This window comes from Halobacillus yeomjeoni (genome assembly GCF_020171525.1).
Classification (GTDB): domain Bacteria; phylum Bacillota; class Bacilli; order Bacillales; family Halobacillaceae; genus Halobacillus; species Halobacillus yeomjeoni.
Window position 1 is genome coordinate 35,111 of sequence record NZ_JAIVAI010000008.1, and the last position, 26,791, is coordinate 61,901.

General features: G+C 44.6%; 23 protein-coding genes. 21 read left to right on the top strand and 2 right to left on the bottom strand.

The features are described 5' to 3' along the window. Positions 1–6: 6 nt before the first annotated feature. From speB to LCL89_RS15495, 5 genes are all read left to right on the top strand, one after another. The gene (speB, locus tag LCL89_RS15475) at positions 7–879 is read left to right on the top strand and encodes an agmatinase (protein ID WP_224810842.1); all 873 of its coding nucleotides are present in this window, start codon (positions 7–9) and stop codon (positions 877–879) included. Between the two features lie 170 nt (positions 880–1,049). Next, complete coding sequence (locus LCL89_RS15480; RefSeq protein ID WP_224810843.1) at positions 1,050–1,496, top strand: hypothetical protein; 447 nt, start codon at positions 1,050–1,052, stop codon at positions 1,494–1,496. Positions 1,497–1,701: 205 nt separating this feature from the next. Continuing rightward, positions 1,702–2,163, top strand: coding sequence for a DUF1934 domain-containing protein (locus LCL89_RS15485; RefSeq protein WP_224810844.1), 462 nt, complete (start codon positions 1,702–1,704; stop codon positions 2,161–2,163). Continuing rightward, positions 2,160–3,827, top strand: a complete 1,668-nt coding sequence (gene argS, locus LCL89_RS15490) for an arginine--tRNA ligase (protein WP_224810845.1) — start codon at positions 2,160–2,162, stop codon at positions 3,825–3,827. Before LCL89_RS15485 ends, argS begins: the two co-directional genes overlap by 4 nt. 186 nt (positions 3,828–4,013) lie before the next feature. Beyond that, positions 4,014–4,193 carry a XapX domain-containing protein gene (locus LCL89_RS15495; RefSeq protein ID WP_224810846.1) on the top strand — a complete coding sequence of 60 codons (180 nt, stop codon included), beginning with the start codon at positions 4,014–4,016 and terminating at the stop codon, positions 4,191–4,193. Positions 4,194–4,202: 9 nt separating this feature from the next. Here the strand turns inward: LCL89_RS15495 and cls are convergent, their stop codons facing one another. Further along, positions 4,203–5,324 (bottom strand): cardiolipin synthase, encoded by a 1,122-nt coding sequence (gene cls, locus LCL89_RS15500; RefSeq protein WP_224810847.1) that lies wholly within the window; start codon positions 5,322–5,324, stop codon positions 4,203–4,205. A 262-nt stretch (positions 5,325–5,586) separates the two neighbouring features. Between cls and LCL89_RS15505 the strand changes: the two genes are divergently transcribed. The 7 genes from LCL89_RS15505 to icmF all read left to right on the top strand — a co-directional run bounded on the left by LCL89_RS15505 (position 5,587) and on the right by icmF (position 16,213). Beyond that, the gene (locus tag LCL89_RS15505; protein WP_224810848.1) at positions 5,587–7,719 is read left to right on the top strand and encodes a heterodisulfide reductase-related iron-sulfur binding cluster; all 2,133 of its coding nucleotides are present in this window, start codon (positions 5,587–5,589) and stop codon (positions 7,717–7,719) included. Positions 7,720–7,884: 165 nt separating this feature from the next. After that, positions 7,885–9,072 (top strand): acetyl-CoA C-acetyltransferase, encoded by a 1,188-nt coding sequence (locus tag LCL89_RS15510; RefSeq protein WP_224810849.1) that lies wholly within the window; start codon positions 7,885–7,887, stop codon positions 9,070–9,072. A 13-nt stretch (positions 9,073–9,085) separates the two neighbouring features. Beyond that, the gene (locus tag LCL89_RS15515; RefSeq protein WP_224810850.1) at positions 9,086–9,937 is read left to right on the top strand and encodes a 3-hydroxybutyryl-CoA dehydrogenase; all 852 of its coding nucleotides are present in this window, start codon (positions 9,086–9,088) and stop codon (positions 9,935–9,937) included. 21 nt (positions 9,938–9,958) lie between these two features. Beyond that, positions 9,959–11,104 carry an acyl-CoA dehydrogenase gene (locus LCL89_RS15520; RefSeq protein WP_224810851.1) on the top strand — a complete coding sequence of 382 codons (1,146 nt, stop codon included), beginning with the start codon at positions 9,959–9,961 and terminating at the stop codon, positions 11,102–11,104. Between the two features lie 14 nt (positions 11,105–11,118). Then, positions 11,119–12,258, top strand: a complete 1,140-nt coding sequence (locus LCL89_RS15525; protein ID WP_197317189.1) for an acyl-CoA dehydrogenase — start codon at positions 11,119–11,121, stop codon at positions 12,256–12,258. Positions 12,259–12,324: 66 nt separating this feature from the next. After that, positions 12,325–12,948: a TetR/AcrR family transcriptional regulator gene (locus LCL89_RS15530; RefSeq protein ID WP_197317190.1), complete on the top strand. Its 624-nt coding sequence runs from the start codon at positions 12,325–12,327 to the stop codon at positions 12,946–12,948. A gap of 19 nt (positions 12,949–12,967) precedes the next feature. Beyond that, positions 12,968–16,213 (top strand): fused isobutyryl-CoA mutase/GTPase IcmF, encoded by a 3,246-nt coding sequence (gene icmF, locus LCL89_RS15535; RefSeq protein WP_224810852.1) that lies wholly within the window; start codon positions 12,968–12,970, stop codon positions 16,211–16,213. Between the two features lie 92 nt (positions 16,214–16,305). On the opposite strand, the gene LCL89_RS15540 is transcribed toward icmF, so the two are convergent. Then, positions 16,306–16,620 (bottom strand): hypothetical protein, encoded by a 315-nt coding sequence (locus LCL89_RS15540; RefSeq protein ID WP_197317192.1) that lies wholly within the window; start codon positions 16,618–16,620, stop codon positions 16,306–16,308. 268 nt (positions 16,621–16,888) lie between these two features. Between LCL89_RS15540 and rpoE the strand changes: the two genes are divergently transcribed. From rpoE to LCL89_RS15585, 9 genes are all read left to right on the top strand, one after another. Next, positions 16,889–17,425 (top strand): DNA-directed RNA polymerase subunit delta, encoded by a 537-nt coding sequence (gene rpoE / locus LCL89_RS15545; RefSeq protein ID WP_197317193.1) that lies wholly within the window; start codon positions 16,889–16,891, stop codon positions 17,423–17,425. Positions 17,426–17,614: 189 nt separating this feature from the next. After that, a complete protein-coding gene (locus LCL89_RS15550) occupies positions 17,615–19,219 on the top strand; it encodes a CTP synthase (protein WP_224810853.1) in 1,605 nt (534 codons plus the stop codon). 646 nt (positions 19,220–19,865) lie between these two features. Next, the gene (locus LCL89_RS15555; RefSeq protein WP_224810854.1) at positions 19,866–20,234 is read left to right on the top strand and encodes a response regulator; all 369 of its coding nucleotides are present in this window, start codon (positions 19,866–19,868) and stop codon (positions 20,232–20,234) included. A 158-nt stretch (positions 20,235–20,392) separates the two neighbouring features. Then, positions 20,393–21,256, top strand: a complete 864-nt coding sequence (gene fba / locus LCL89_RS15560; RefSeq protein WP_075037173.1) for a class II fructose-1,6-bisphosphate aldolase — start codon at positions 20,393–20,395, stop codon at positions 21,254–21,256. A 116-nt stretch (positions 21,257–21,372) separates the two neighbouring features. Then, positions 21,373–22,014: a fructose-6-phosphate aldolase gene (gene fsa / locus LCL89_RS15565; protein ID WP_197317196.1), complete on the top strand. Its 642-nt coding sequence runs from the start codon at positions 21,373–21,375 to the stop codon at positions 22,012–22,014. A gap of 69 nt (positions 22,015–22,083) precedes the next feature. Continuing rightward, complete coding sequence (locus LCL89_RS15570) at positions 22,084–23,370, top strand: UDP-N-acetylglucosamine 1-carboxyvinyltransferase (protein ID WP_197317197.1); 1,287 nt, start codon at positions 22,084–22,086, stop codon at positions 23,368–23,370. Between the two features lie 62 nt (positions 23,371–23,432). Next, on the top strand, positions 23,433–24,401 hold the full coding sequence (gene glpX, locus LCL89_RS15575) for a class II fructose-bisphosphatase (protein WP_197317198.1): 969 nt from the start codon (positions 23,433–23,435) through the stop codon (positions 24,399–24,401). 399 nt (positions 24,402–24,800) lie between these two features. Further along, on the top strand, positions 24,801–26,090 hold the full coding sequence (gene rho / locus LCL89_RS15580; RefSeq protein WP_197317199.1) for a transcription termination factor Rho: 1,290 nt from the start codon (positions 24,801–24,803) through the stop codon (positions 26,088–26,090). A gap of 166 nt (positions 26,091–26,256) precedes the next feature. Beyond that, positions 26,257–26,502, top strand: coding sequence for a type B 50S ribosomal protein L31 (locus LCL89_RS15585; RefSeq protein ID WP_197317200.1), 246 nt, complete (start codon positions 26,257–26,259; stop codon positions 26,500–26,502). The last annotated feature ends 289 nt before the right edge of the window (positions 26,503–26,791 follow it).

The following is a 26,791-nucleotide window of genomic DNA, read 5'->3' on the forward strand; positions in this document are numbered from 1 at the left end:
GCATGAATGAAATTTGATGAGTCTTACTCTGGAAAAGTATTTATCATGAGCCGGGCTTCAGAAGAAGAGGCGGATGCGGTCATTTATGGGATGCCTATGGATTGGACAGTCAGCTTCCGCCCTGGTTCCCGTTTCGGTCCGAACAGAATTCGTGAAGCATCCATAGGCTTAGAAGAGTATAGTCCTTATTTGGACAGACATTTGGAGGAAGTTCAGTATCATGATGCTGGCGATCTCCTGCTTCCATTCGGCAATGCCAAGCGGAGCATCGATATCATAGAGGAATATATGGACGAACTTTTGGAAAAAGGGAAGTTCCCATTAGGGTTAGGTGGAGAGCACTTAGTTACATGGCCTGTACTCAAAGCATTCCATCGTAAATATTCGGACCTGGCCGTCATCCATATCGATGCGCATGCTGATTTGCGTGCAGAGTACGAAGGGGAAGTCCTTTCTCATTCCACTCCGATCCGTAAAGCATGTGAACAGTTCGGGGCGGAGAATATCTACTCTTTCGGTATCCGCTCAGGAATGCGTGAAGAATTCCAATACGCAGAAGAAAGCGGCATGTACATGGCCAAGTATGAAGTCCTTGAGCCATTGAAAGAAATACTTCCCACCTTAAGTGGACGTCCGGCTTATATCACCATCGACATTGACGTTCTCGATCCTGCTTATGCACCCGGTACCGGGACGGCAGAAGCAGGAGGGATTTCTTCCAAAGAGCTTCTATCGGCAATCCATGCTATTGCGGCCAGCGATGTGAACGTAGTGGGAGCGGATTTAGTGGAAGTTGCACCTGCTTATGATTCATCTGAAAAGACACAGATTGCAGCCAGTAAGTTCATTCGCGAAATGCTTCTGGGCTTTGTGAAATAGTGTGTACTTTTTGTTCACCCTTAAAACTAGACACAGGACAGTAAAGAACTTATACTTTTTTTAGCGAAGAAAAAGCCACTATGATTGTTTTCATGGTGGCTTTTCTGTATGAAAGGCTTTTTATTTTGATAGCCTTACTTTTGAACCAATACACGAAGGAGAGCTTTGTTTTGGATAAAAAAATCATCGGAATTATCATAGCTTACACGCTGATTATGGGCTCTTTGCTGATCGCTACTTTTGCAGGTCAATGGACGCCCTCCGGTTACGATTACTCCATAGAAGGAGAAACATTGACGATTGAGCACCGGTCATTTTCAGGCGGTGAGAAAAAAGTGAATGTTGAAAATCGCCAGGCAGATGCGCTCAGGTTTTATGTAGCCCTGTCAGCTGAACGTCAGCAGTGGCGGATCGATGTGATGATCAGCGCTTTGATCCTGCCATTTATACTACTTTTATTCACACCGGAACGCCGGCCGTTCAAAGAGCAGATTTCATTGAAATGGTACACAGGAATTGTGGCTGCGATCGTCATCATTTATCTTTCCTACACGATCCCTCTGCATGTGTCACAGGTGGATGAAATACAACAATACGTGAATGTTTTATTGAAGTAGAAGACGTCAGGTTTGGAATCAAAATTTAAATGGAACAATAGAGCAGATACTCTGAATGTAACCCTATAACAAAGTATTATAACGAGAGGAATCAGAATGCAGCGAAGCAACCGGAGGTCAAAGCCCAAAAAATAAGTGCGCTTGCGTTTTTTTACTCGAGTTCTTATAATATACAAGTTATAGTGTACGTAAGAAAGAACGCTTGATGAAGGGACGGTATGATTATATGTCAAGCAATGCAAGAGACGTTCAGGTCCAACTGGTAACGGAAATTAGAGACGAGGACCGACGGGAGAAAATGGAGGTCAATGAACCTGGCCGCTTCTTCACGAAAGGTGAAACTCAAGTGCTCACGTTTACTGAACACCCTGAAGAAGGTGACCCGATCAATACGATGATCACAGTGAAGCCGAATCATGTGAGTATCAAACGAAGTGGTGGAGTGGATATGCGCCAGGTGTTCCAAAAAGACTTGGAAACTGAGAATTTATACCACCATACGTATGGTGAATTTCATATGAAGACGTATACCGAAGAACTGGAGTACCGCTCTTTGGAGCAGGCATCAGAAGGACGACTTTATCTTAGCTATCAAATGACTTTAAACCACGAAGTGACTCAGGCCCACCGCTTGACGCTGACGTTTGAGGAGGAGAGCGAATCATGAATATCGTTGAACAAATGGAGCAGAAGCTGAAGGATGAAATCGTACGTGCCGTCCTTGCAGCCGAGCTTGCTGGGGAAGATGAAATGCCGGATGTGATTTTAGAGCAGCCAAAAGATAAATCACACGGAGACTATGCGACGAACATGGCAATGCAGCTCGCGGGTGTAGCAAAAAAGAACCCACGTGCCATCGCGACAGAACTTGTGGAACAATTCGACCGTTCAAAAGCATCGATTGAAAAAATCGAAATTGCCGGACCAGGGTTCATCAATTTTTACATGAACAACCAATATTTGACTGAACTTGTCCCGTCCATTTTAGAAGCTGGTGATCAGTACGGTCGCACGAATATTGGTAACGGACATAGAATTCAAGTCGAATTCGTTTCTGCAAACCCTACGGGAACTTTACACCTTGGTCATGCCCGAGGTGCAGCCGTTGGAGATTCGCTTTGTAATGTTTTGGATGCAGCTGGATTTGATGTATCTCGTGAATACTACATCAACGACGCTGGAAATCAAATGGCGAACCTTGCTCTCTCTGTAGAAGCCCGTTATATGCAAGCGCTCGGGAAAGAGTGGGAGATGCCTGAAGATGGTTATCACGGCAAGGATATCGTGGAATTAGGTGAGAAACTTGCTGAAGAAGACGGAGAAAAGTGGGTGGATGTTGCGGAAGAAGAACGCCTGCAGTTTTTCCGTGAGTACGGTTTGAAATATGAGCTGAGTAAAATCGAAAAAGACCTGCAGGAGTTCCGTGTACCTTTCGATGAATGGTTCTCTGAGACGAGCCTGTATCAAGGAGACCAGATCAAGAACGCGTTAAAAGTACTCGAAGATCAGAACTACGTCTATCAAAAAGATGATGCCACATGGTTTGAAACGACTAAATTCGGAGACGACAAAGATCGTGTCCTTATTAAGAATGACGGAACCTACACATACCTTACTCCGGATATCGCTTACCACAAGAACAAGCTCGATCGTGGATTCGATACTTTGATCAACATCTGGGGAGCGGACCACCATGGCTATATCCCTCGTATGAAAGCAGCTATCCAAGCGCTTGGATACGACAAAGATACTTTGGAAGTGGAAATCATCCAGATGGTCAACTTGTTCCAAGATGGGGAAAAAGTCAAGATGAGTAAGCGGACAGGAAAAGCTGTGACGTTGCGTGAGCTGATGGAAGAAGTCGGAATCGATGCAATGCGCTATTTCTTCTCCATGCGTTCCAGTGATTCTCATTTGGACTTTGATATGGACCTGGCTCGTTCAGAGTCGAATGAAAACCCTGTTTATTATGTTCAATATGCACATGCCCGCATCTGCACGATGCTGAAACAGGCAGAAGAAAAAGGACTTGTCTCAAATGAATTTGATGGAAGTCAACTAACTTCTGAAAAAGAAGAAGACCTTCTGAAACGTCTAGGGGAGTTCCCTCAAGTGGTGGCAGATGCTGCTGAGAAGCGTACACCTCACAGAGTGACTCAATACGTTTTCGATCTGGCATCTAACTTGCACAGTTTCTACAATGCTGAAAAAGTACTAGATGAAGATCACCCTGAACGTACAGCTGCTCGTCTTGCCCTTATGCAGGCCGTCCGTACCACATTGAGCAATGGACTGAAATTGATTGGTGTTTCTGCACCAACTCAAATGTAATTGCATATATTAACAAAAGGGCGCCTTAGCAATTGCTGCGGGGCGTTCTTTTTATTGACATCGGATATTAACAATCATACTTTCTCCCTTCATGTAGGATAATAAAATATCAGCCCTTTCGTTGAAAGGCTTGAGGGGACAAGCAGTGGTAACGTAAATGAAATCAATAAGGTTGGGTGAATAGATTTGAAAGAGATACTACTCGCACTTTTAGCTGGATTTGTAGTCGGATTAATTTTTGCTGTTTTGAAATTACCCATCCCTGCCCCTCCGGCATTCGCTGGAATCGCAGGAATTACAGGGATTTATTTAGGTTTTAAAGTAGTAGGATGGGTTTCTCCCATGATTTCGGAACTTATGAAATAAGCAGTCACATTAGAGAAAAGGTCGTAACAGAACTGCGATCTTTTCTCTTATTTTTGTACCCACAGAACGAATCTTCCACCAATGTTCATCGAAGGGGTAGCCGTCATTGAAGTCTTCTAAATACGTTTCGCGCAAATCACGGATGAATCCCTTTTCATATATATAGGTGTTCACTTCCTTGTTCAAAAAAAGACTCCTTCTATCAAAGTTCGCTGTTCCGATGTCGGCAAAAGCCTCATCAATAATGATCATCTTGGAATGATAAAAACCTGCATCGAAGAAACGGATGGTTGCTCCATGTTCGTGAAGGTTCTTCAAATAAGGGAGTGCTGCTTCTTTGACAAACGGATGGTCTGATTTCATTGGGATGAGAATCTTTACATGTATACCTTTTTTCAGAACTCTCAAAAACGAGTCCATCAATGTCTTTGTCGGGATAAAATAAGGAGAGCCGATCAATACCTCTTTTTCAGCAGACTGAATCATTCGAACGAATTCTTCCTCTAAACCGACGCCGTCCGTCGCTATCATTTGAATGCGGTGGCTGCCTTCGCTGGTGCTTGGTAAAGGTTGTTCCTCTATTCCAGTAGCTAAATACCAATCATCCAAAAAAACCCGATGTAAATCCTCAACGATAGGGCCGGTCAACCGTAAGTGATAATCTCTCCAGTTTCCGAAAGTGGAGGATTCCCCCATATAATTTTTCCCGATATTAAACCCGCCTACATAAGCATATTTCCCATCAACAACCGTCACTTTCCTATGATTTCTCCGATTCAAACGATAGAAAAAATAAGGGAATCCGGGTTTCTCAGCAAATTGAAAGTCCACGCCTGCATCCTCGAGCTCTATCCTCATTTCTTTCGTTACTTTATGTCCTCCCAGCCGATCGACCATGAATCGAACGGGGACGCCTTCCCTTGCTTTGTTTTTTAACACATTCAGAAAATTCTCGGTGATGTAATCCTTTTCGACAAGAAAAAAATACACATCCACCTGCACAGAAGCATCGGAGATATCTTGAAACAGCTGCTCAAAAAGAGGAGAGCCGTTTTTGAATAACCGATAATTCCCTTTGGTTTGCGGCGGAATGATGGTCCTCGCATGGCGGATGTGGTTATATCGTCCCATTTTAAAATCTAGAAAAATCAGTAAAATAAAAACTAATAGACAGAAAATAATGACAAAAAAAGTCACTCACAAAACCTCCAAAAGAAATTCTTTCCTTAGTTTTCCCGTTTCCTCGACAATACACAAGTTAAAACATGAAAATATGTTGACTGAATGCTCATTCATAATTTATAGTTAAGTTATAAGATTCAGAAAATTTCAAGGTTTCCGCTATATAGGAGCCTGTATCGCGCGCAGCGATGAAAAAAAGAGGGGGAGAGTCATGAATCCGTTGTTACTGGCAAACTGGATTTTGTTCCTTGGTGTGACGATCTATGGCCTATACTTATTCGTCCGAGTCGTACGGACGCGGATCGCTTACATTAAGATGGGAAGAAAATTCGAGTTTGATGGCAAAATCAAAAGACGATTACAGAAGATTTGGATCTATGTCTTCGGTCAGAAAAAATTATTGAAAGATAAGAAATCAGGAATTATCCATGTCATGATGTTCTACGGTTTCATCCTTGTCCAATTTGGAGCCATCGACTTCATTTGGAAGGGTCTTGCACCAGATTCCCATTTGCCGTTGGGACCTTTTTATCCAGGGTTTACTTTCTTTCAGGAATTAGTGACGCTGACGATTTTAGCTGCTGTTATCTGGGCGTTCCACCGTCGTTATATTGAAAAACTTGTACGTCTGAAACGTGGCTTCAAAGCCGGGCTTGTCCTTATTTTTATCGGTACATTGATGGTCACTGTACTGGTAGGTAATGGTATGGGGCTGATTTGGCACGGCCATGAAGGTGCATGGACGGAACCTGTTGCGTCCATGATTGCAAGCGCTTTCTCTTGGATGCCGCCTGCAGCTGCTGCGACAGTATTCTTCGTCATGTGGTGGATCCATTTATTGATTCTTTTGACGTTCCTTGTGTATGTGCCTCAATCGAAACACGCGCACTTGCTGGCAGCTCCCGTCAACGTATTTCTCAGTCGTGAAGAGCCGCCAGGGAAGTTGAAAACCATCGACTTCGAAATTGATGAAGAGGCGGATGAAGAAGACGTTTCATTCGGTGTCGGTAAAATAGAAGATTTCAACCAGCTTCAGATGATCGACTTTTATGCTTGTGTGGAGTGTGGACGTTGTACCAATGTATGTCCGGCTTCAGGGTCAGGTAAAATGCTTTCACCGATGGACTTGATCATTAAACTGCGTGATCATTTAACGGAAAAAGGGGCTGCGGTTACAGGCGCTTCTCCATGGGTTCCTTCTTATGCTTTCTCTAATACAGAAGGAAACACACTTGCTCAAATGGCCCGCTCTCAAGGTACAGAGGAAGCAGCCGCTTCCTTGGAAGCTGTCCAAAATAAGAGTTTGATCGGGGATGTCATCACAGAGGAAGAACTGTGGGCATGTACGACATGCCGTAACTGTGAAGATGCTTGCCCAGTCATGAACGAGCACGTGGATAAAATCATCGACCTTCGTCGTTACTTAGTTCTTACGGAAGGTAAGATGGATGCTGATGGCCAGCGCGCGATGATGAACATTGAACGCCAGGGGAACCCTTGGGGGCTGTCTAAAAAAGAACGTGAAGACTGGCGTACCCTGGAAGAGGATGTTCATATTCCTACAGTCAAAGAATTGAAGAAGTCTGGTGAAGAGTTCGAGTATTTGTTCTGGGTAAGCTCGATGGGTTCCTATGATAACCGGAGCCAGAAGATCGCGATGGCTTTTGCGAAATTGATGAATAAAGCCGGAATCAAATTCGCGATCCTTGGTAACAAAGAACAAAACTCTGGAGACACCGCCCGCCGTATGGGGAATGAATTCTTATTCCAGGAGCTTGCTGAAAAAAATATGAAAGAATTTGAAAAGCATGATGTGAAGAAAATCATTACGATCGACCCACATGCGTATAACATATTCAAAAATGAGTACCCAGACTTCGGGTTAGAGGCAGAAGTTTACCACCATACAGAAATGCTGGCGGAATGGCTGAAAGAAGGAAAACTGAAACCTGAGGGTGTCGTGAAAGAGAAAATTACGTATCACGATAGCTGTTACCTTGGAAGATACAATGAAGTTTACCAGCCTCCGAGAGAAGTTCTAGAAATGATTCCTGGAGTTGAAGTGGTGGAAATGAAGCGGAACCGCTCAAACGGAATGTGCTGTGGTGCTGGTGGCGGTATGATGTGGATGGAAGAAAAATCAGGGAACCGCGTCAACGTCGCTCGTACAGAGCAAGCGCTTGAAGTAGAACCGACCATGATCTCCAGTGGATGTCCATTCTGTCTGACTATGCTGTCAGATGGGACGAAAGCCAAAGAAGTGGAAGAGGAAGTAAGCACAATGGATATTGCTGAAATCCTTGCTAAGTCCATTTTTGAAAATACGGAGGAAAAATCAGCTTAAATGTAAAGGTGAGAAAGAATGAATCTTTTGTTAAAATAGAATGGAATAGTGTGAAAATTGTGGAAAGTGTACAAAAATTTATGTACACTTTCCTTGTGAGACGATATTGAGCGAGCGTTCAATCGTTATTTTTGAAAGCGTTATCATAAAAGGGAGGATATTTATATGCGTAAAACAGTAATCGTGTCAGGTGCTCGTACCCCGTTTGGTAAATTTGGTGGAGGATTAGCGCCTCTAACCGCAGCCCAGCTTGGAGGAATAGCGATAAAAGCAGCTTTAGAACGTGCCAATTTGAAAGCTGAAGATGTGAATGAAGTAATCATGGGCACGGTGCTGCAGGGAGGTCAAGGTCAGCTGCCGTCCCGTCAGGCGTCTCGTGAAGCAGGCATCCCCTGGCATGTGAAAACAGAAACCGTAAACAAAGTGTGTGCGTCCGGTATGCGGAGTGTCACGATGGCTGATCAATTTATCCGCCTGGGAGAAGAAGAAGTGATTGTGGCTGGTGGAATGGAGAGCATGAGCAATGCACCTTACTTCATGCCTAAAGCGCGCTGGGGGTTACGCATGGGAGACGCCCCTGTCAAAGATATGATGGTTCATGATGGTTTGACGTGTTCTTTCGAAAAAGTCCACATGGGGAACTACGGAAACCGTACGGCAAAAGAATACGAACTGACACGTGAAGCGCAGGATGAGTGGTCTTATCGAAGTCATCAAAGGGCTGTTCAGGCAATCGAAGGTGGAAAATTGGCTGAAGAAATCGTTTCTGTCGAAGTTCCACAGCGTAAAGGTGATCCTGTGGTCGTGGACACGGACGAAGCTCCCCGTAAAAACACTACGGTGGAAGCACTTGCGAAGCTGCGCCCTGTATTTGACCAGGATGGAACGATCACAGCTGGAAATGCTCCGGGAGTCAATGATGGGGCTTGTGCCATGTTGCTGATGTCGGATGAGAAAGCGAATGAAATGGGACTTGATCCACTGGCTACGGTACTTGCTCATGATGAAGTGGCAGTGGAAGCACAGGACTTCCCGCAAACGCCGGGTCTTGTCATCAATAAACTGCTTGAAAAGGCAGGGAAATCCATCGAGGATATCGATTTATTCGAAGTGAACGAAGCATTTGCGGCTGTTTCCTTAGCAAGTGGAAAAATTGCAGGTCTCGATCACGAGAAAGTGAATGTGAATGGTGGAGCTGTCGCTTTAGGTCACCCGATCGGTGCCAGTGGAGCACGTATTCTTTTGACCCTTGCCTATGAATTGAAGCGTCGTGGTGGAGGATTAGGGATCGCTGCGATTTGTTCAGGCGGAGGCCAGGGAGATGCTGTTCTGATTGAAGTACCGAAGCAATAAGGGGGAATTTTCAATGACGATTAACAAAGTGATGGTGATTGGTGCAGGGCAGATGGGAGCAGGGATTGCTCAGGTTTTTGCACAATCAGGACTGAAAGTAATGTTGAATGATCTAAAACAAGAAGCTTTAGATAAAGGATTGTCAGGTATTGAGAAGCGTCTCAAACGGGCCGTGGAAAAAGGGAGGATGACAGAGGAAGATCAACAATCTACCCTTGAGAACCTATCAGGGTCTACAGCTCTCGAAGATGCTTCCGACTGCGATTTCGTCATCGAGGCTGTAGTGGAGAACATGGGTGTGAAAGAGAAGGTATTTAAAAGCCTGGATGAAATAACGCCTTCGCATGCAATCCTGGCAACCAATACATCCTCCCTGCCGATTACAGAAATTGCGGCTGCGACAAGCCGTCCTTCTCAAGTGATCGGTATGCACTTTATGAATCCTGTTCCGGTCATGAAGCTTGTCGAGATCATCCGAGCCATTCAAACGAGCGATGAGACTTATCAGGCGATTGAGGATTTAGCGAAAAAGCTTGAAAAAACCCCTGTGGAAGTCGAAGATTTTCCAGGTTTCGTCTCCAATAGAATACTCATGCCGATGATAAATGAAGCAATCTATACTGTGCATGAAGGGGTGGCCACACCTGAAGATGTAGACACTGTCATGAAACTTGGGATGAACCATCCGATGGGGCCGTTGACACTGGCTGACTTCATCGGCTTGGATACTTGCTTATATATCATGGAAGTCCTCCATGAAGGATTCGGAGACAGCAAATACCGTCCATGCCCGCTCCTTAGAAAGTATGTAAAAGCAGGTTGGTTAGGGAAAAAATCAGGCCGAGGTTTTTACAGCTACGAATAACTAAGAAGGGGGAGGCTGGAGATGGATTTGCACTTTACTGATGAACAACAAATGATGCGTAAAATGGTGCGTGACTTTGCAGAGAATGAAGTCGCACCTGCGGTAGAACGTATGGAGGCCGAAGATCGATTCCCGAGCGAGTTGATTCCTAAAATGGGAGAGCTTGGTCTGATGGGGATTCCGATTCCTGAAAAATACGGCGGAGCAGAAATGGATTACACCTCTTATATCATAGCCATACATGAAATTTCGAAGGTCAGTGCGACTCTCGGAGTCATCTTATCTGTCCATACTTCAGTCGGTACCAACCCGATTTTGTATTTCGGAACAGAAGAACAAAAGCAAAAATACATTCCAAAACTTGCTTCGGGTGAATACTTAGGAGCTTTTGCCCTTACAGAGCCGAGCGCAGGATCTGATGCAGGAAGCCTGAAAACCCGGGCCGAAAGAAAAGGCGATCATTATCTACTGAATGGATCGAAAGTGTTCATTACTAACGGTGGAGAAGCGGATACATTCATCGTTTTCGCCCGTACGAATCCGGATGAACCGACAGGGCGAGGGCTGAGTGCCTTCATCGTAGAGCGTGACACTCCTGGTTTATCCATCGGTAAAGCCGAGAAAAAGATGGGGCTGCACGGGTCGAGTACCGTTTCTTTGAACTTTGATCAGTGTGAAGTGCCTGTTGAACAACGATTGGGTGAAGAAGGGGAAGGCTATAAGATTGCTCTTGCTAATTTGAACGTCGGAAGAATCGGGATTGCTGCTCAGTCCCTCGGGATTGCTGAAGCAGCATTAGAACACGCAATTGATTATGCGAAAGAACGGGAGCAATTCGGGAAACCAATCGCAAAACTTCAGGGAGTTTCATTTAAACTCGCCGATATGGCGACGGCAGTAGAAGCTTCTAAATTACTGGTTTACAATGCGGCTTCTATGCAGGCAGCTGGTAAGAAGTGCGGGAAAGAAGTGTCGATAGCGAAGCTGATGGCATCGAAAACGGCTGTCCAGGCATCCATTGAAGCTGTGCAGATACACGGCGGATATGGCTACACAGAAGACTATGCTGTAGAACGTTTCTTCCGTGATGCGAAAGTATGTGAAATCTATGAAGGTACGAGCGAAATTCAAAGAATTGTAATCGGAAATCATTTGATCAGAGATTGAGGGAGAGTTGACATATGAATTTTACTTTGACTGAAGAACAAGAAATGCTGCGCAAAATGGTACGTGACTTTGCCAAAAATGAAGTGGAACCGACGGCTGCCGAGCGTGACGAAGAGGAACGCTTCGACCGTGAAATCTTCGATAAGATGGCAGAGCTTGGATTGACAGGGATTCCATGGCCGGAAGAATACGGCGGGATCGGCTCAGACTTCGTCAGCTACGTCATTGCTGTAGAGGAATTATCACGTGTGTGTGCCTCCACCGGGGTAACGCTGTCCGCTCATATATCACTCGCCAGCTGGCCGATTTATAAGTTCGGTACGGAAGAACAGAAGAAGACGTTCTTGGCGCAACTAGCTTCCGGAGAAAAATTAGGAGCTTATGCACTATCTGAACCAGGAGCGGGTAGTGACGTTTCTTCCATGCGCACCCAGGCGAAGCTTGAGGGCGATCATTATGTGTTGAATGGAAACAAAGTATGGATCACCAATGGCGGAGTCGGCGATTTGTATGTCGTATTCGCTAAAACGGATCCAGAAGCTGGAACACGGGGGATCAGTGCGTTCATCGTTGAAAAAGGAACGCCTGGATTCTCCTTCGGTAAGAAAGAGAAGAAGCTTGGCATTCGTTCTTCACCGACGACTGAATTAATCTTTGAAAATTGTAAAATACCAAAAGAGAATCTGCTTGGGGAAGAAGGCCAAGGATTCAAAATTGCCATGATGACGCTTGATGGTGGTCGTAACGGAATCGCTGCGCAAGCCGTAGGGATTGCACAGGGTGCACTTGATGAATCTGTGGCTTATGCCAAAGAGCGTGAGCAATTCGGTAAACCGATCGCAAAACTTCAAGGGGTTTCCTTTAAGCTTGCAGATATGGCGACTGAAATCGAAGCTTCAAGACTGCTGACTTATCAAGCTGCGTACCTGGAGTCTGAAGGTCTGCCTTACTCCAAGGCTTCTGCGATGGCGAAGTTGTACGCAGGAGATGCTGCAATGAGAATAACGACCGAAGCCGTGCAAGTCCATGGAGGTTATGGGTACACGAAGGATTATCCGGTCGAGCGTTATATGCGTGATGCGAAAATCACACAAATCTATGAAGGTACGCAGGAAATCCAGCGACTGGTCATCGGACGTATGGTGACGAACTAAGTAGAGTCCACTCGTGCCGGCCGAACGCCTCTCGAATCAAGAATGGTTGTGTAAAGGAGAATGACGATGGCTGAAAAACATGTTCCTTCTTCGATTAAAGATGAGGCGCTTGTCTTGAAGCGGAGAAACCAGATGATCAAGGGAGCAGTCACTCTTTTTATTGAAAAGGGGTTCCACAAGACGACCACCCGAGAAATTGCCAAAGCTTCCGGTTTCAGTATCGGAACACTTTATGAATATATCAGGAAGAAGGAAGATGTTTTATTTCTGGTCTGTGACTCGATCTATCAGCGGGTAAAAGAACGGATGGAAGATTCGATCGACCCCAGTCAAACGAGCTTGCAAAGTCTGATTCACGCCATCCGCTCTTATTTTCAACTGATGGATGATATGCAGGATGAAGTACTCGTGATGTATCAGGAAGTCAAGTCGCTCCCAAGAGATGCTCAAGAATATGTTCTGCAGAAAGAGCGGGACATGGTCGCGATGCTTGAACAAGTCATAGTGAACAGCTTATCAGATCAGCGAACGGATCAGGAGGTCAAGTTGATTGCCAACAACATCTTCGTCCAGGGACAGATGTGGGGGTTCCGACGTTGGATTTTACAGCGTACATTTACGCTTGAGACCTACACCGATGCTCAGATTGAATTACTGCTTGAAGGTTTGAAAGAAACAGAAACGACTTAACTCGTAAGGAGGATACAATATGGAACAGCCAACGGTATATAAGCCGAAAAACCCGGTTCGTTTTGTGACGGCGTCGAGTTTATTTGATGGCCATGATGCTTCCATTAATATCATGCGACGCATTTTACAATCGACAGGTGCTGAAGTCATCCACCTTGGCCACAACCGATCCGTCGAAGAAGTGGTCAATGCAGCCATTCAGGAGGATGTGCAGGGAATCGCCATTTCATCCTATCAAGGGGGCCATGTGGAATATTTCAAGTACATGGTCGACTTGCTGGAGGAAAAAGGTGCCGGACACATTCGCGTCTATGGCGGTGGTGGCGGTGTCATCATTCCACGAGAAATCAAAGAGCTGCATGAGCACGGCGTCGCCAGGGTGTTCTCACCTGAAGACGGCCGTGAATTAGGGCTGCAGGGGATGATTAATCTGATGATCGAGGAATGTGACTTCCTGCCTCCATTAAATGTGGAGAAAAGTGTCGCAGATCTTGAAAACGGTGATCATCAGGCGATCGCACGTTTTATTACGTATGTTGAAAATACGAAAAAAGAAGAACGAGAAGCGGTTGCTGCGTTTGAAACGGCAGTAAAAGAGAAGAACGAAAAAACGATACCTGTTCTCGGAATCACAGGTACAGGCGGGGCAGGTAAGAGTTCATTGACCGATGAATTGATTCGTCGTTTCGTTAATGAAATTCCTGAGAAAAAGATAGCGATATTATCTGTCGACCCGACCAAAAAGAAGACCGGGGGCGCACTGCTCGGGGACCGGATTCGCATGAACGCGATTTTCAATCCTCGTGTGTATATGCGTTCACTGGCCACGCGTGATGCACGTTCAGAACTATCCACTGCCGTAGAAGAAGCGATTCAAGTGGTGAAAGCTGCCGGTGTAGATTTCATCATCGTTGAGACGAGTGGAATCGGGCAGGGAGATGCAGCCATCACTGATGTGACTGATCTCTCCATGTATGTCATGACCGCGGAATTCGGAGCCCCGTCCCAACTGGAAAAAATCGATATGATCGATTTTGCCGATTTCATCGTCATCAATAAATTTGAACAAAAAGGTTCGGAAGATGCGATGAACCAGGTGCGTAAACAATACCAGCGCAGCCATATGCTCTTCCATGAAGATGAATCAAAATTCCCGGTCTTCGGTACCATCGCAAGTCAGTTCAATGACCCTGGGACGAATACCTTGTTTGCGGCGATCGTAGATGAATTGAACGAGAAGTTCTCCTGGGAGAATCAAACTTCATTAGAACGTGTAGATAAGGTAGAAAAACAAAATGTGATCATTCCGAATGAACGTAAACAATATCTCCGTGATATTGCACTTGCTGTGAGGGATTATCATAAACAGACAGATAACCAAGCAGAAAAAGCTCGCAAGCTCTACCAATTGAAAGGAACGCTGGAAGAGCTCGAAGATGAAGAGACGAAAGCAAGTATAGAGCGCTTGATCGAGGATTACGAGAAGTCACTGGATCGTGATGCAAAAGAAAAATTGGAGGATTGGGAAGACCTTCATGAACGGTATAGTGGAGATACTTATACGTTCAAAGTTCGTGATAAAGAAATTACGATGGACCTCACCACCGAGAGTCTGGCAGGGTTGAAGATCCCTAAAGTCGCCTTGCCGAATTACTCGGATTGGGGCGATCGAATTTCCTGGCTCCTTCGTGAAAATGTCCCTGGAGCATTTCCTTTCACGGCCGGGGTATTCCCGTTCAAACGTAAAGGAGAGGATCCTAAGCGTCAGTTTGCCGGGGAAGGAACACCGGAACGAACCAATCGCCGTTTCCACTATTTATCGGAAGGGGACGATGCCAAACGTCTGAGCACGGCATTCGACTCGGTAACTCTATATGGAGAAGACCCTGATGAGCGTCCTGATATTTATGGAAAAGTCGGGGAGAGCGGAGTCAACATTTGTACGCTGGAAGATATGAAGAAGCTTTATAATGGTTTCGACCTTGTCGACCCGACGACTTCCGTATCCATGACGATCAATGGGCCGGCACCTATCATCCTCGCTATGTTCTTTAATACAGCGATCGATCAACAGTTGGATAAATTCCGAGAAGAAAACGGTCGTGAACCAAATCCAGAAGAGGCGGCACAAATCAAAGAAGAAACGATTCACGTCGTCCGTGGTACTGTCCAGGCCGATATTCTGAAGGAAGACCAGGGTCAGAATACTTGTATCTTCTCAACAGAATTCGCGTTGAGGATGATGGGAGATATCCAGCAGTATTTCATCGACCACCAAGTCAGAAATTATTATTCTGTATCGATTTCTGGATACCATATCGCAGAAGCGGGAGCAAACCCGATAACACAGCTTGCTTTTACGTTGGCGAATGGATTCACGTATGTAGAGTATTACTTGAGTCGTGGAATGGACATCAACAAGTTTGCTCCTAACTTATCGTTCTTCTTCTCAAACGGTCTCGATCCTGAATACACAGTCATGGGACGTGTAGCGAGACGTATATGGGCGATTGTCATGAAGAACAAATATGGTGCGAATGAACGAAGTCAGAAGCTGAAGTATCACATTCAAACTTCAGGCCGTTCCTTGCATGCGCAGGAGATCGACTTCAATGATATCCGTACAACGTTACAAGCTTTAATCGCAATTCAAGATAATTGTAACTCGCTGCATACGAACTCATACGATGAAGCGATTACGACACCGACGGAAGAATCGGTGCGCCGTGCGATGGCTATACAAATGATCATCAGTAAAGAGTTTGGACTCACGAAAAATGAAAACTCCCTTCAAGGGTCGTATATCATCCGAGAGCTCACGGATCTTGTTGAAGAGGCGGTATTGCAGGAGTTTGAGCGAATCAACGACCGCGGCGGTGTCCTGGGTGCGATGGAACGCCAATACCAGCGTGGCAAGATTCAGGAAGAATCTCTTTATTATGAAGGGAAGAAACATTCAGGCGAGCTGCCGATCATCGGGGTGAACACTTATCTGAACCCGAATCCTCCTTCAGAAGAAGAAATCGACTCCATGGAATTGGCGCGTGCATCGAAGGAAGAGAAAGAGCACCAAATCACAGAGCTGCGCAAGTTCCAGAATTCGCATGAAAAAGAAGCGGAAGAAGCACTTGAGCGTTTGAAGCACGTAGCAAGTGGCGGAGGAAACATTTTTGCGGAACTGATGGAAACGGTCAAGGTCGCAAGCCTCGGTCAAATCACGAATGCTCTGTACGAAGTTGGAGGACAGTATAGAAGGAACATGTAGGAACTTTGAGTGGGAAATCTGCATAGGGGATTAACACACAGCCCCTGCCAAAAAACGCCCTATCCTGATTAGATAGGGCGTTTTTCTATGAATCAGTGACCACCGATCTGGTCTTTATCGTGGGACTGGTTGATTTCTTTCACATAAGGCTTTTTCATTCCATACCACTCATAAGTCACACTATAATGCTCCCCCGTTTCTAACAGCATCCAGGTGCTCGTGTCTTTTACTTTCAGTTTTTTCTTATCAATTTTAATATAGTAGCCATCTTCGTCATGTGTCTTCTCTGTTATGGTCGCTTCACTGAGATGTTCAGATTGGATTAAGCCGAAGTTGGTATATAACCAGACCCCTACAGATAAAATGACGATTATGCCGAAGATCAAATTGAATGGATGAGTCTTCATCTGAGTTCTCTCCTTTTTACAGCGTCTTTCTTCTTCTCTAGTTTAAAATAAAATCGGCAGGAATACCAAGTTTTCATGTCTAATCTATAGTTTGAGGGCAAAGTTTATTTTTATGTAGGAATGGATAGAACAGATAATAGAAAGCAGGACGCGATCTTTATTTGATTTTTATATACCCTGCTCATATAATGGATGGTATGATTAAATGTGATTCGTATGCCTATGAGGTCATTTATTCTATTTATTGAATATAAAGGAGTGCTGGATCTTGAGCTTAAAAGAACTTAATCAAGAACAAATTGATGAAATATCAATGATCGATCTTGCGACAATGATTTTGGAAGAAGAGGGAGAAGCCATTGATTTCAACGAAATCTTCCACCGTATCGCTTCCTTGAAAGGTTTTTCCGAAAAACAAAAAGAAGAGTACATTTCACAGTTTTATACAGATATGAATATTGATGGAAGCTTCATGACGATCGGAACGAACCGCTGGGGCTTGAAGCGCTGGTATCCGGTTGAACAAATGGAGGAAGAAATCGCAGCCCTTCCACAAAAGCGTAAAAAGAAAAAGAAGAAGAAGAAAAAGCCTTCCAAGCTGCTTGAAGATGAACTAGGCGTGTCCGAATTTGATGATGAGGACCTGGAAGAGGATCTGGACCTTACGGATGAAGATCTGGATTTGGATGATGACGATGACGATTACGATGGAGACTACGAAGATGATGACCTTGATGAGGAAGAGGAAGAAATCGTAGAAGACGACATCAGTTTCATCGGAGATGACGACGAAGAAGACGAATAATTCAAGTCACTGTTGACTTTCAAAAGTCAAATCAGTACAATCTTATTTGGGCTCTTAAATTTCCGTAAATATTAAGATACAACGCTCCCCGCTAAGTGGGGAGCGTTTTTTGTTTTTTAAGCTTGATTGAAATGAGTATGCTTTTATGAAGAAAAACGAATAATGAATATATAAGAAAGAGGGATCATTGTGGCGACTAAATATATTTTTGTAACTGGTGGTGTCGTTTCTTCCTTGGGTAAAGGAATTACAGCGGCTTCATTGGGACGTTTATTGAAAAACCGGGGGCTTAAAGTAACGATTCAAAAATTTGACCCGTACATCAACGTAGACCCAGGAACGATGAGTCCATACCAGCACGGAGAAGTTTTCGTTACAGATGATGGAGCGGAAACCGATTTGGACTTGGGTCACTATGAGCGCTTCATCGACATCAACTTGAATAAATTCAGTAATGTGACGACCGGGAAAGTTTATTCCAACGTCATTAAAAAAGAACGCCGCGGCGATTACCTTGGTGGTACAGTCCAGGTTATTCCACACATCACGAATGAAATCAAAGAGCGTGTTTTCCGCGCGGGGCATGAAACGAATGCAGATGTGGTCATCACTGAAATCGGAGGTACAGTAGGCGATATCGAATCCCTTCCTTTCCTTGAAGCGATTCGTCAAATCAAGAGCGATATCGGTCGTGAACACGTCATGTACTTACACTGTACCCTTGTGCCGTATTTGAAAGCGGCAGGAGAAATGAAAACAAAGCCGACACAGCACAGTGTAAAAGAACTGCGTTCACTTGGTATTCAACCGGATGTCATCGTTCTTCGTACCGAAATGGAAATTTCAGAAGACATGAAAGAAAAAATAGCATTGTTCTGTGACATCAATAAGCATGCCGTTATCGAAGCCCGTGACGCAGGTACTCTTTACAACGTTCCGATCACTTTACAAGAGCAGAAACTTGATCAATTGACATGTGATCACTTCGGTTTGGATTGTCCTCCTGCAGATATGACAGAGTGGAACAAATTGATCGACCAAGTGAAGAACTTGAAGCATAATGCTACGATTGCTCTGGTAGGTAAATATGTAGAACTTCCAGATGCATATATTTCTGTAGTAGAAGCTTTGAAACACGCAGGTTATGGTTACAACGCAGATGTAGATGTGAAATGGGTGAATTCAGAAGACTTGAATGCTGAAAATGTCCACGAACACCTGCAGGACGTTGATGGAATTCTAGTCCCAGGTGGTTTTGGAGATCGAGGAATCGAAGGAAAAATCGATGCCATCCACTATGCAAGAACAAATCATGTACCGTTCCTTGGAATCTGCTTAGGCATGCAGCTGGCGACCGTAGAGTTTGCCCGTAATGTCCTTGGGTTGAAAGGTGCACATTCTGCAGAAATCGATCCTTCTACACCACACCCGATCATCGACCTTCTGCCAGAGCAGAAAGAAGTATCTGATTTAGGTGGAACGCTTCGTTTAGGAATCTTCCCATCCCGCCTTAAAGAGGGGACGAGAGCGATGGAGGCGTACGGTGAAGAAGTGATTTACGAGCGTCATCGTCACCGTTTCGAGTTCAACAATCACTATCGTGAGCAGATGGAAGCGGCAGGATTTAATTTCTCAGGTACAAGCCCTGATGGTCGCTTAGTCGAAATTATCGAAGTCGACGACCATCCATGGTTTGTAGCAAGTCAGTTCCACCCGGAATTCAAATCAAGACCGACTCGTCCGCAACAACTGTTCCACGGATTCGTCGGAGCTGCCATGAAGCAGAACCAATAATGAATTAAGAGGTGTTACTCTCGTGAGAGGTAACACCTTTTTCATGTACATATTCTTAGGGGCTGGTAATGGTCATCGTTGATTCATACGTTCCAGACTTGTTTTCAGGGATGTGGCTACTCCCCCCTGGGCATCCTTGTTATCATTTCAGAAAGTCATCCACAATCCGACATATTTATTTGGCTCTGTTATATTCTGTTGTTGATATTTTAAACGATTACTAAATAGTCCTCGTCTGGGATTAGGTGTCCGGTCCGTTATTTACTCAGAGCATGGGATGGCAGGAAAAACAGGTAGACTCCTGCGGAAAAAAGGAACAAGGTGAGATCACGGAAGGCGCGCCTGAGGAGGCTCACGGTACCCGACGGAAAGCGAGACATTCTAAAAGGCGGCCTCATACAAATCCCAGGACAGAAAGAGCTGATATGAGATCACTTGTGAGATAACAGCACCATCCTTTAACAGAGCCATATATTTAAACAAACGTAATAGGTGAATAGTTAAGAAAATAAGTTTTAACCAATAACAATTCAGGGAAAAAAACTACAAAGAGAACATACATATGCAGGAAAAAACTAGTGGGTTCTCGAAACTGTTAAAACAGAAAAAAACAGAATGGGTGAATACACGAGGAAGGGTGTATAAGATGGGCAGTAAAATACTTGTAGTCGACGATCAACCTGGAATTCGTCTATTAGTAGAAGAAATCCTGAAAAGCGAAGGTTTTGAAACGATCAGTGCCAAGACAGGGAAACAAGCCTGCAATCTAGCAGAAGAAGAAAAACCTGATCTTGTCATTATGGATTATAACCTCCCTGTCATGCATGGGAGAGAGGTGCTCAACTACTGGTATGAAGAAGGATTTGATTCTCCTGTCATCATCATAACCGGACTTTCAGAAGATGAGGTCAGAGAAGAAGTGGATTATTCGTTCGTCGAGGCAGTAGTGACAAAACCTTTCGATATCCAGAAATTGAAAGAATTGGTTAATGGGACAGTGACTCATAGTCATTGAATCGGTTTTTTTGCAATGTAAGCGCTATATAATTCTCATAGTGTTGCACCATGTAAACGGTATTGGTATTCTAATACTGTAGCGAAACTTACATGGTGTGTTTTCGTGTGGAAACAGACTTGTAAATAGTAGGACGTATCTATAAAGGAGGATCTTTCATGCCGTTAGTCTCTATGAAAGAAATGCTAGAAAAAGCTAAGGAAGAACGTTATGGCGTCGGCCAGTTCAACCTTAATAATCTTGAATATGCACAAGCGATTCTTCAGGCTGCTGAAGAAGAGCAATCTCCAGTCATTTTAGGTGTATCCGAAGGTGCTGGACGTTACATGGGTGGCTTTAACGTAGTTGTAGACATGGTTAAAGCACTTATGAAATCCTACGGTACAACTGTGCCGGTTGCCATCCACTTGGACCACGGTTCAAGCTTCGAGAAATGTGCTGAAGCTATCCACGCAGGTTTCACTTCTGTTATGATCGATGCTTCCCACGACCCACTTGAAGAAAACATCGCTGTTACGAGAAAAGTTGTAGAATTGGCTCACATCCACGGTGTATCTGTCGAAGCAGAGCTTGGCCGCGTAGGTGGACAAGAAGACGACATCATCGTAGACGATGCTGAAGCGGCATATGCGATTCCTTCTGAGTGTAAACAACTTGTTGACGAAACAAACGTTGACGTATTTGCACCAGCCCTGGGATCTGTACACGGCCCTTATAAAGGTGAACCGAACCTTGGTTTCGACCGTATGGAAGAAATCATGGGTCTTGTAGATAAACCACTTGTCCTGCACGGTGGTACAGGTATCCCTACGGCTGATATCAAAAAAGCTATTTCTTTCGGTACTGCGAAAATCAACGTAAACACTGAAAACCAAATGGCACAAGGGAAAGCAGTACGTCAAGTACTAGCTGAGCAGCCAGAACAATATGACCCACGTAAATACCTAGGCCCTGGTCGTGACGCGATCAAAGAAACGGTCATTGGTAAAATGCGTGAATTTGGTTCTTCCCAAAAAGCGTAAAAATCTAGCAAAGGAAGCCGTTACTCCGTAGCGGTTTCCTTTTCCTCCTTTATGAAAGCGCCAACATGTGACAAAATTCGCATAACTTGTGAACTATTAGAATAGGGGTGTAGGAATTGAAATTTTTCATTGATACAGCAAACATCGGAGAAATCCGTGAGGCAAATGCATTGGGGATCCTGGCCGGGGTAACAACCAACCCGAGCCTGGTAGCGAAAGAAGGCGTATCTTTTCATGATCGCTTAAAAGAAATCACATCTGAAGTAGAAGGTTCTGTCAGTGCCGAAGTCATTTCTGAAGATGCTGAAGGCATGATCAAGGAAGGAAAAGAACTGGCCGCCATCGCTCCGAACATTACAGTGAAGGTTCCGATGACTTTAGAAGGGTTGAAAGCAGTAAAAGCTTTCAGTGACCTGAACATAAAAACGAATGTCACATTAGTTTTTTCTGCAAACCAGGCCCTTATGGCAGCTCGTGCCGGGGCGACTTATGTCAGCCCTTTCCTGGGACGATTGGATGATATCGGCCACAATGGTGTCGAATTGATCGCTCAAATTTCAGATATGTTTGATATCCATGGAATTGAAACGGAAATCATCGCTGCCTCTGTGCGCCATCCGACTCACGTCACAGACGCTGCTATGAGTGGAGCGCATATTGCTACTGTTCCTTTCAAGGTATTCCAGCAGATCGTCAAACACCCATTGACGGACCAAGGCATTGAAAAATTCCTCAATGACTGGAATAATCAAAAATAAGTGGACTGAAATGGAAATTTATGCACATAATAAGTTCATACTATTCACCTTAAAAGCGAGGAGTATTTCATGCATAAACTATTAGTGGAAGGCGGTACGCGCTTGCGTGGACAAGTCCGTGTAAGTGGTGCCAAGAACAGTGCTGTCGCTTTGCTTCCCGCTGCTATTTTAGCAGAATCCCCTGTTACGATAGAGGGTCTGCCTGACATCTCAGATGTAGGTATTCTCTCAGATTTGTTAGAAGAAATTGGTGGAACCGTTCATAAAGATGGTCGGAATATTGAAATCGATCCTTCTGAAATGGTATCCATGCCGCTTCCTAACGGTAAAGTCAAAAAGCTGCGTGCTTCCTATTATTTCATGGGAGCCATGTTAGGGCGCTTCAACAAAGCTGTGATTGGTCTCCCTGGTGGGTGTCATCTTGGCCCCCGTCCGATCGACCAGCATATCAAAGGTTTTGAAGCTCTTGGAGCAGAGGTTACGAATGAACAAGGTGCTATTTATTTGAGAGCTAAGGAATTACGAGGCGCTCGAATTTACTTAGATGTGGTGAGTGTTGGAGCAACCATCAATATCATGCTGGCTGCCGTCCGTGCAAAAGGCAGGACGGTCATTGAAAATGCAGCCAAAGAGCCTGAAATCATTGATGTGGCCACACTACTCACGAGTATGGGCGCAAAAATCAAAGGTGCTGGTACCGATGTCATCAGGATTGAAGGTGTCGATCAATTGAAAGGATGCCTCCATACCATTATTCCTGACCGAATCGAAGCGGGTACTTACACGATCATGGCTGCTGCCCAAGGAGAAGAGATGATCATTGATAACGTGATCCCTCAACACTTGGAATCTCTTTTGGCGAAATTGAGAGAGATGGGAGTTACGATCGAGGAAAACGATGAACAATTGTATGTCCGACCTGGGAAAAAGCTTCGGAGTGTCGACATTAAAACACTCGTCTACCCCGGTTTTCCGACAGACCTTCAGCAGCCGTTGACTTCACTGCTGACAAAAGCTGAAGGGACAGGGATTGTGACGGATACGATTTATCAAGCCCGGTTTAAGCACGTAGATGAGCTTCGCAGAATGAATGCTTCTATTAAAGTCGAAGGCGGTTCAGCAATTGTGACAGGACCGTCCAAGTTGCAGGGAGCTAAAGTGAAAGCTACAGACCTTCGTGCAGGTGCAGCATTGGTGATTGCTGGTCTTATGGCTGAAGGAGTCACTGAGATCACTGGTGTCGACCACATTGAACGAGGTTATGAGAATTTGACGAATAAGTTGATTGAATTAGGTGCCAACGTCTGGTATGAGGAGATGTCAGACGAAGAAATTGAACAATTTCAAAATTCTTGAGAATTGAGCATCATTTCCATGGGGAGATGAGGAAAAAACATACTTAGATTGGGGAGAATACCATGGAAAGAAGTTTATCAATGGAGTTAGTTCGAGTAACAGAGGCTGCAGCATTATCATCAGCTCGTTGGATGGGAAGAGGAAAGAAAGATGAAGCAGATGATGCAGCGACATCAGCAATGAGAGATGTATTTGATACCATTCCTATGAAAGGGACAGTGGTCATCGGTGAAGGCGAGATGGACGAAGCTCCTATGTTGTACATCGGTGAAAAGCTGGGGAATGGGTATGGGCCTCGTGTCGATGTGGCTGTAGACCCTCTGGAAGGGACGAACATCGTCGCGCAGGGAACATGGAATGCTTTGGCCGTTATTGCCATTGCGGACCACAACCAGTTGCTGCATGCTCCGGATATGTATATGGAGAAGATTGCCGTAGGCCCTGAAGCTGTAGGGAAAGTCAATATCAATTCATCCATCGCAGACAACTTGAAGGCAGTTGCTGAAGCGAAAAATAAAGATGTAGAAGATGTGGTCGCTATCGTTCTGGATCGTGAACGTCACCAGGGGATAATTGAGGAGATCCGTGAAGCTGGTGCACGTATCAAGCTTATTCCAGATGGAGATGTAGCCGCAGCGATCAACACGGCCTTTGACCACACAGGGGTCGATATCCTGTTTGGTTCAGGTGGGGCACCAGAAGGAGTACTTGCTGCCGTAGCTCTCAAATGTTTGGGAGGAGAAATTCAAGGGAAACTGATTCCTTCGAATGATGAAGAGCTTGAGCGATGCAAAAAAATGGGAATTGAAGACATCGACAAAGTTCTTTACATGGAAGACTTTTGTGGAGGGGATGATGCTATATTCGCCGCCACAGGAGTGACGGATGGAGAATTGCTTCAAGGTGTCCAATTCAAAGGTCATTCAGCTACGACACAAACATTGGTTATGCGTGCGAAATCAGGAACGGTCCGTTTCATTGATGGTAACCATAGTTTGAAGAAGAAGCCGAATTTAGTAATCAAACCATAGTGAAAAATGGGAAGCCGGAATTTCCGGCTTCTCTCTATTCTATAGAAATTGTTAGTGGTGGATGGAGACATGAGGCGGGGCAGCCTGATCTTTTTTATAATCCTCCACAGTCAAACTCTTATCACGGAAAGCCTTTCAATGAAACTCCCCTCTACCAAACCTGAAGAAATAGAATTGAGGATTGAATCCTGAGCATGACAAGAGTACAATATAGGATGTTTGATAAAGGAAATCAGACTCTGGTATGAAACCTCGTAAGCTTCACTATTCTTACTTCACAATACTTCTCCATATTTTAATTCCAACTCTTTTTACTGAGAAGTCCGATGACATTTTACAAGCGTGAGCTTACACGTGGGATCTACAAGGTTAAGAAAAATATATAAAAGTGGTGATTCTGTGGCAGATTTAACAATCTCCAATTTGGAGACGATGACTTTGAAAGGTCTTTATGAAAAAGCCAGGCAGTATAAAGTCTCCTATTATGCGAAGCTCACAAAAAGAGAATTGATCTTTGCAATTTTGAAAGCTCAGGCTGAAAAAGATGGGTTTTTATTCATGGATGGAATTTTGGAAATCATTCCATCGGAAGGCTTCGGGTTTTTGCGTCCGATCAACTACTCTCCGAGTGCTGAAGACATATACATTTCGGCCTCTCAAATCCGTCGCTTTGATTTGAGAAATGGGGACAAGGTATCCGGAAAAGTTCGTCCTCCGAAAGAAAATGAACGTTATTACGGCTTATTGCACGTAGACGCAGTAAATGGAGAAGATCCAGATTCTGCGAAGGAGCGTGTTCACTTCCCGGCTTTGACTCCGTTGTATCCTGATAGACAAATGAAGCTGGAGACAGAGCCGAAAATGCTTTCGACTCGAATCATGGATGTCATGTCGCCGGTAGGGTATGGACAGCGTGGACTTGTTGTAGCTCCTCCAAAGGCTGGAAAAACGATGCTGTTAAAACAAATGGCTAATAGTATTTCTACTAACCATCCTGATGCAAAACTGATTATCCTGCTTGTCGATGAACGTCCTGAAGAAGTGACAGATATCGAGCGATCCGTAGCGGCGGATGTGGATGTAGTCAGCTCCACCTTTGATGAGGTTCCTGAAAACCATATCAAAGTAAGTGAACTTGTCCTTGAACGTGCTATGCGACTCGTTGAACATAAACGTGATGTCATTGTATTGATGGATAGTATTACAAGGCTTGCAAGAGCGTATAACTTGGTCATCCCTCCTAGTGGTCGTACATTATCCGGAGGAATCGACCCGGCAGCATTCCACCGTCCTAAACGATTCTTCGGAGCAGCGAGAAATATTGAAGAAGGTGGAAGTCTTACAATTCTGGCTACCGCCCTTGTTGACACTGGTTCCCGGATGGATGATGTGATTTATGAGGAATTCAAAGGGACAGGAAACATGGAACTGCACTTGGATCGCAGCTTAGCGGAGCGCCGCATATTCCCGGCCATCGATATTCTGCGCTCAGGTACACGAAAAGAAGAGCTGCTGATTGATAAGCCTTATCTCGATAAAATCTGGGCAATTCGTAAGACGATGTCGGATTCACCGAATTTCGCCGATCGTTTCCTGAATCGCTTGAAAGCATCGAAAACGAATGAAGAATTCTTTGAATTGATGGATAAAGAAATGCAGGGCAAGGCGGCAAAAGGACGCCGTAATTAAAGAGCTGTCCGCTGAAATAATGTTTATATTATCTTGCATTGGGATTGGCAGACTGTTATAATCTTTCTATGTGAGTTTCAGTAAAAGGTGTGTTAAAACTAACCTTCAACGGCTCTTACAATAACTCTGTTTCCAAAGGATTCAGGGCAAAAAGGAGTGGAAGAACATGAAAGCAGGAATTCATCCAGAATACCGTAAAGTTGTATTCCTAGACACAAGTTCTAATTTCAAGTTTCTTACTGGATCTACTCAAGCATCCGAAGAAACAATTGAGTGGGAAGATGGAAACACGTATCCATTGATCCGCGTAGAGATTAGTTCTGCGTCTCACCCGTTCTACACAGGCAAGCAGAAAGCTGACAAAGCTGGTGGCCGTGTGGATCGCTTCAAGAAAAAATATAACCTTTCATAATAATGGGTACTCATTGAGGAGTGCTGCATCATTTTGAAGTGAAAAACAGGCAAATTGTCTTAAAAGTTTGCCTGTTTTTTTATCACTAAAGTGGAAATATATAAACTGAGAAACGAGTTTGTCCATCCTAACATGGGTGAAGCTATTCTGTAGAAGCGTAACGCTACGTTATAGTTTTGCTCGTGTGTACGTTTTTCAGTGAGGATGTCTTTTATAAAGAATGGTCCTGTAAAAAAGAGCTGTCCTTGATGGTTCATGAGCGATTGATCATTCGTTCAGTGGTCGTCAG

Coding starts and splice junctions, on each gene's coding strand:
- LCL89_RS15585 (WP_197317200.1), top strand. CDS start 26,257: ATGAAAGCAGGAATTCATCCAGAATACCGTAAAGTTGTATTCCTAGAC.
- LCL89_RS15570 (WP_197317197.1), top strand. CDS start 22,084: ATGCATAAACTATTAGTGGAAGGCGGTACGCGCTTGCGTGGACAAGTC.
- glpX (WP_197317198.1), top strand. CDS start 23,433: ATGGAAAGAAGTTTATCAATGGAGTTAGTTCGAGTAACAGAGGCTGCA.
- LCL89_RS15505 (WP_224810848.1), top strand. CDS start 5,587: ATGAATCCGTTGTTACTGGCAAACTGGATTTTGTTCCTTGGTGTGACG.
- LCL89_RS15515 (WP_224810850.1), top strand. CDS start 9,086: ATGACGATTAACAAAGTGATGGTGATTGGTGCAGGGCAGATGGGAGCA.
- LCL89_RS15555 (WP_224810854.1), top strand. CDS start 19,866: ATGGGCAGTAAAATACTTGTAGTCGACGATCAACCTGGAATTCGTCTA.
- icmF (WP_224810852.1), top strand. CDS start 12,968: ATGGAACAGCCAACGGTATATAAGCCGAAAAACCCGGTTCGTTTTGTG.
- fba (WP_075037173.1), top strand. CDS start 20,393: ATGCCGTTAGTCTCTATGAAAGAAATGCTAGAAAAAGCTAAGGAAGAA.
- LCL89_RS15530 (WP_197317190.1), top strand. CDS start 12,325: ATGGCTGAAAAACATGTTCCTTCTTCGATTAAAGATGAGGCGCTTGTC.
- LCL89_RS15525 (WP_197317189.1), top strand. CDS start 11,119: ATGAATTTTACTTTGACTGAAGAACAAGAAATGCTGCGCAAAATGGTA.
- LCL89_RS15510 (WP_224810849.1), top strand. CDS start 7,885: ATGCGTAAAACAGTAATCGTGTCAGGTGCTCGTACCCCGTTTGGTAAA.
- speB (WP_224810842.1), top strand. CDS start 7: ATGAAATTTGATGAGTCTTACTCTGGAAAAGTATTTATCATGAGCCGG.
- LCL89_RS15520 (WP_224810851.1), top strand. CDS start 9,959: ATGGATTTGCACTTTACTGATGAACAACAAATGATGCGTAAAATGGTG.
- LCL89_RS15485 (WP_224810844.1), top strand. CDS start 1,702: ATGAAGGGACGGTATGATTATATGTCAAGCAATGCAAGAGACGTTCAG.
- cls (WP_224810847.1), bottom strand. CDS start 5,324: ATGGGACGATATAACCACATCCGCCATGCGAGGACCATCATTCCGCCG.
- argS (WP_224810845.1), top strand. CDS start 2,160: ATGAATATCGTTGAACAAATGGAGCAGAAGCTGAAGGATGAAATCGTA.
- LCL89_RS15540 (WP_197317192.1), bottom strand. CDS start 16,620: ATGAAGACTCATCCATTCAATTTGATCTTCGGCATAATCGTCATTTTA.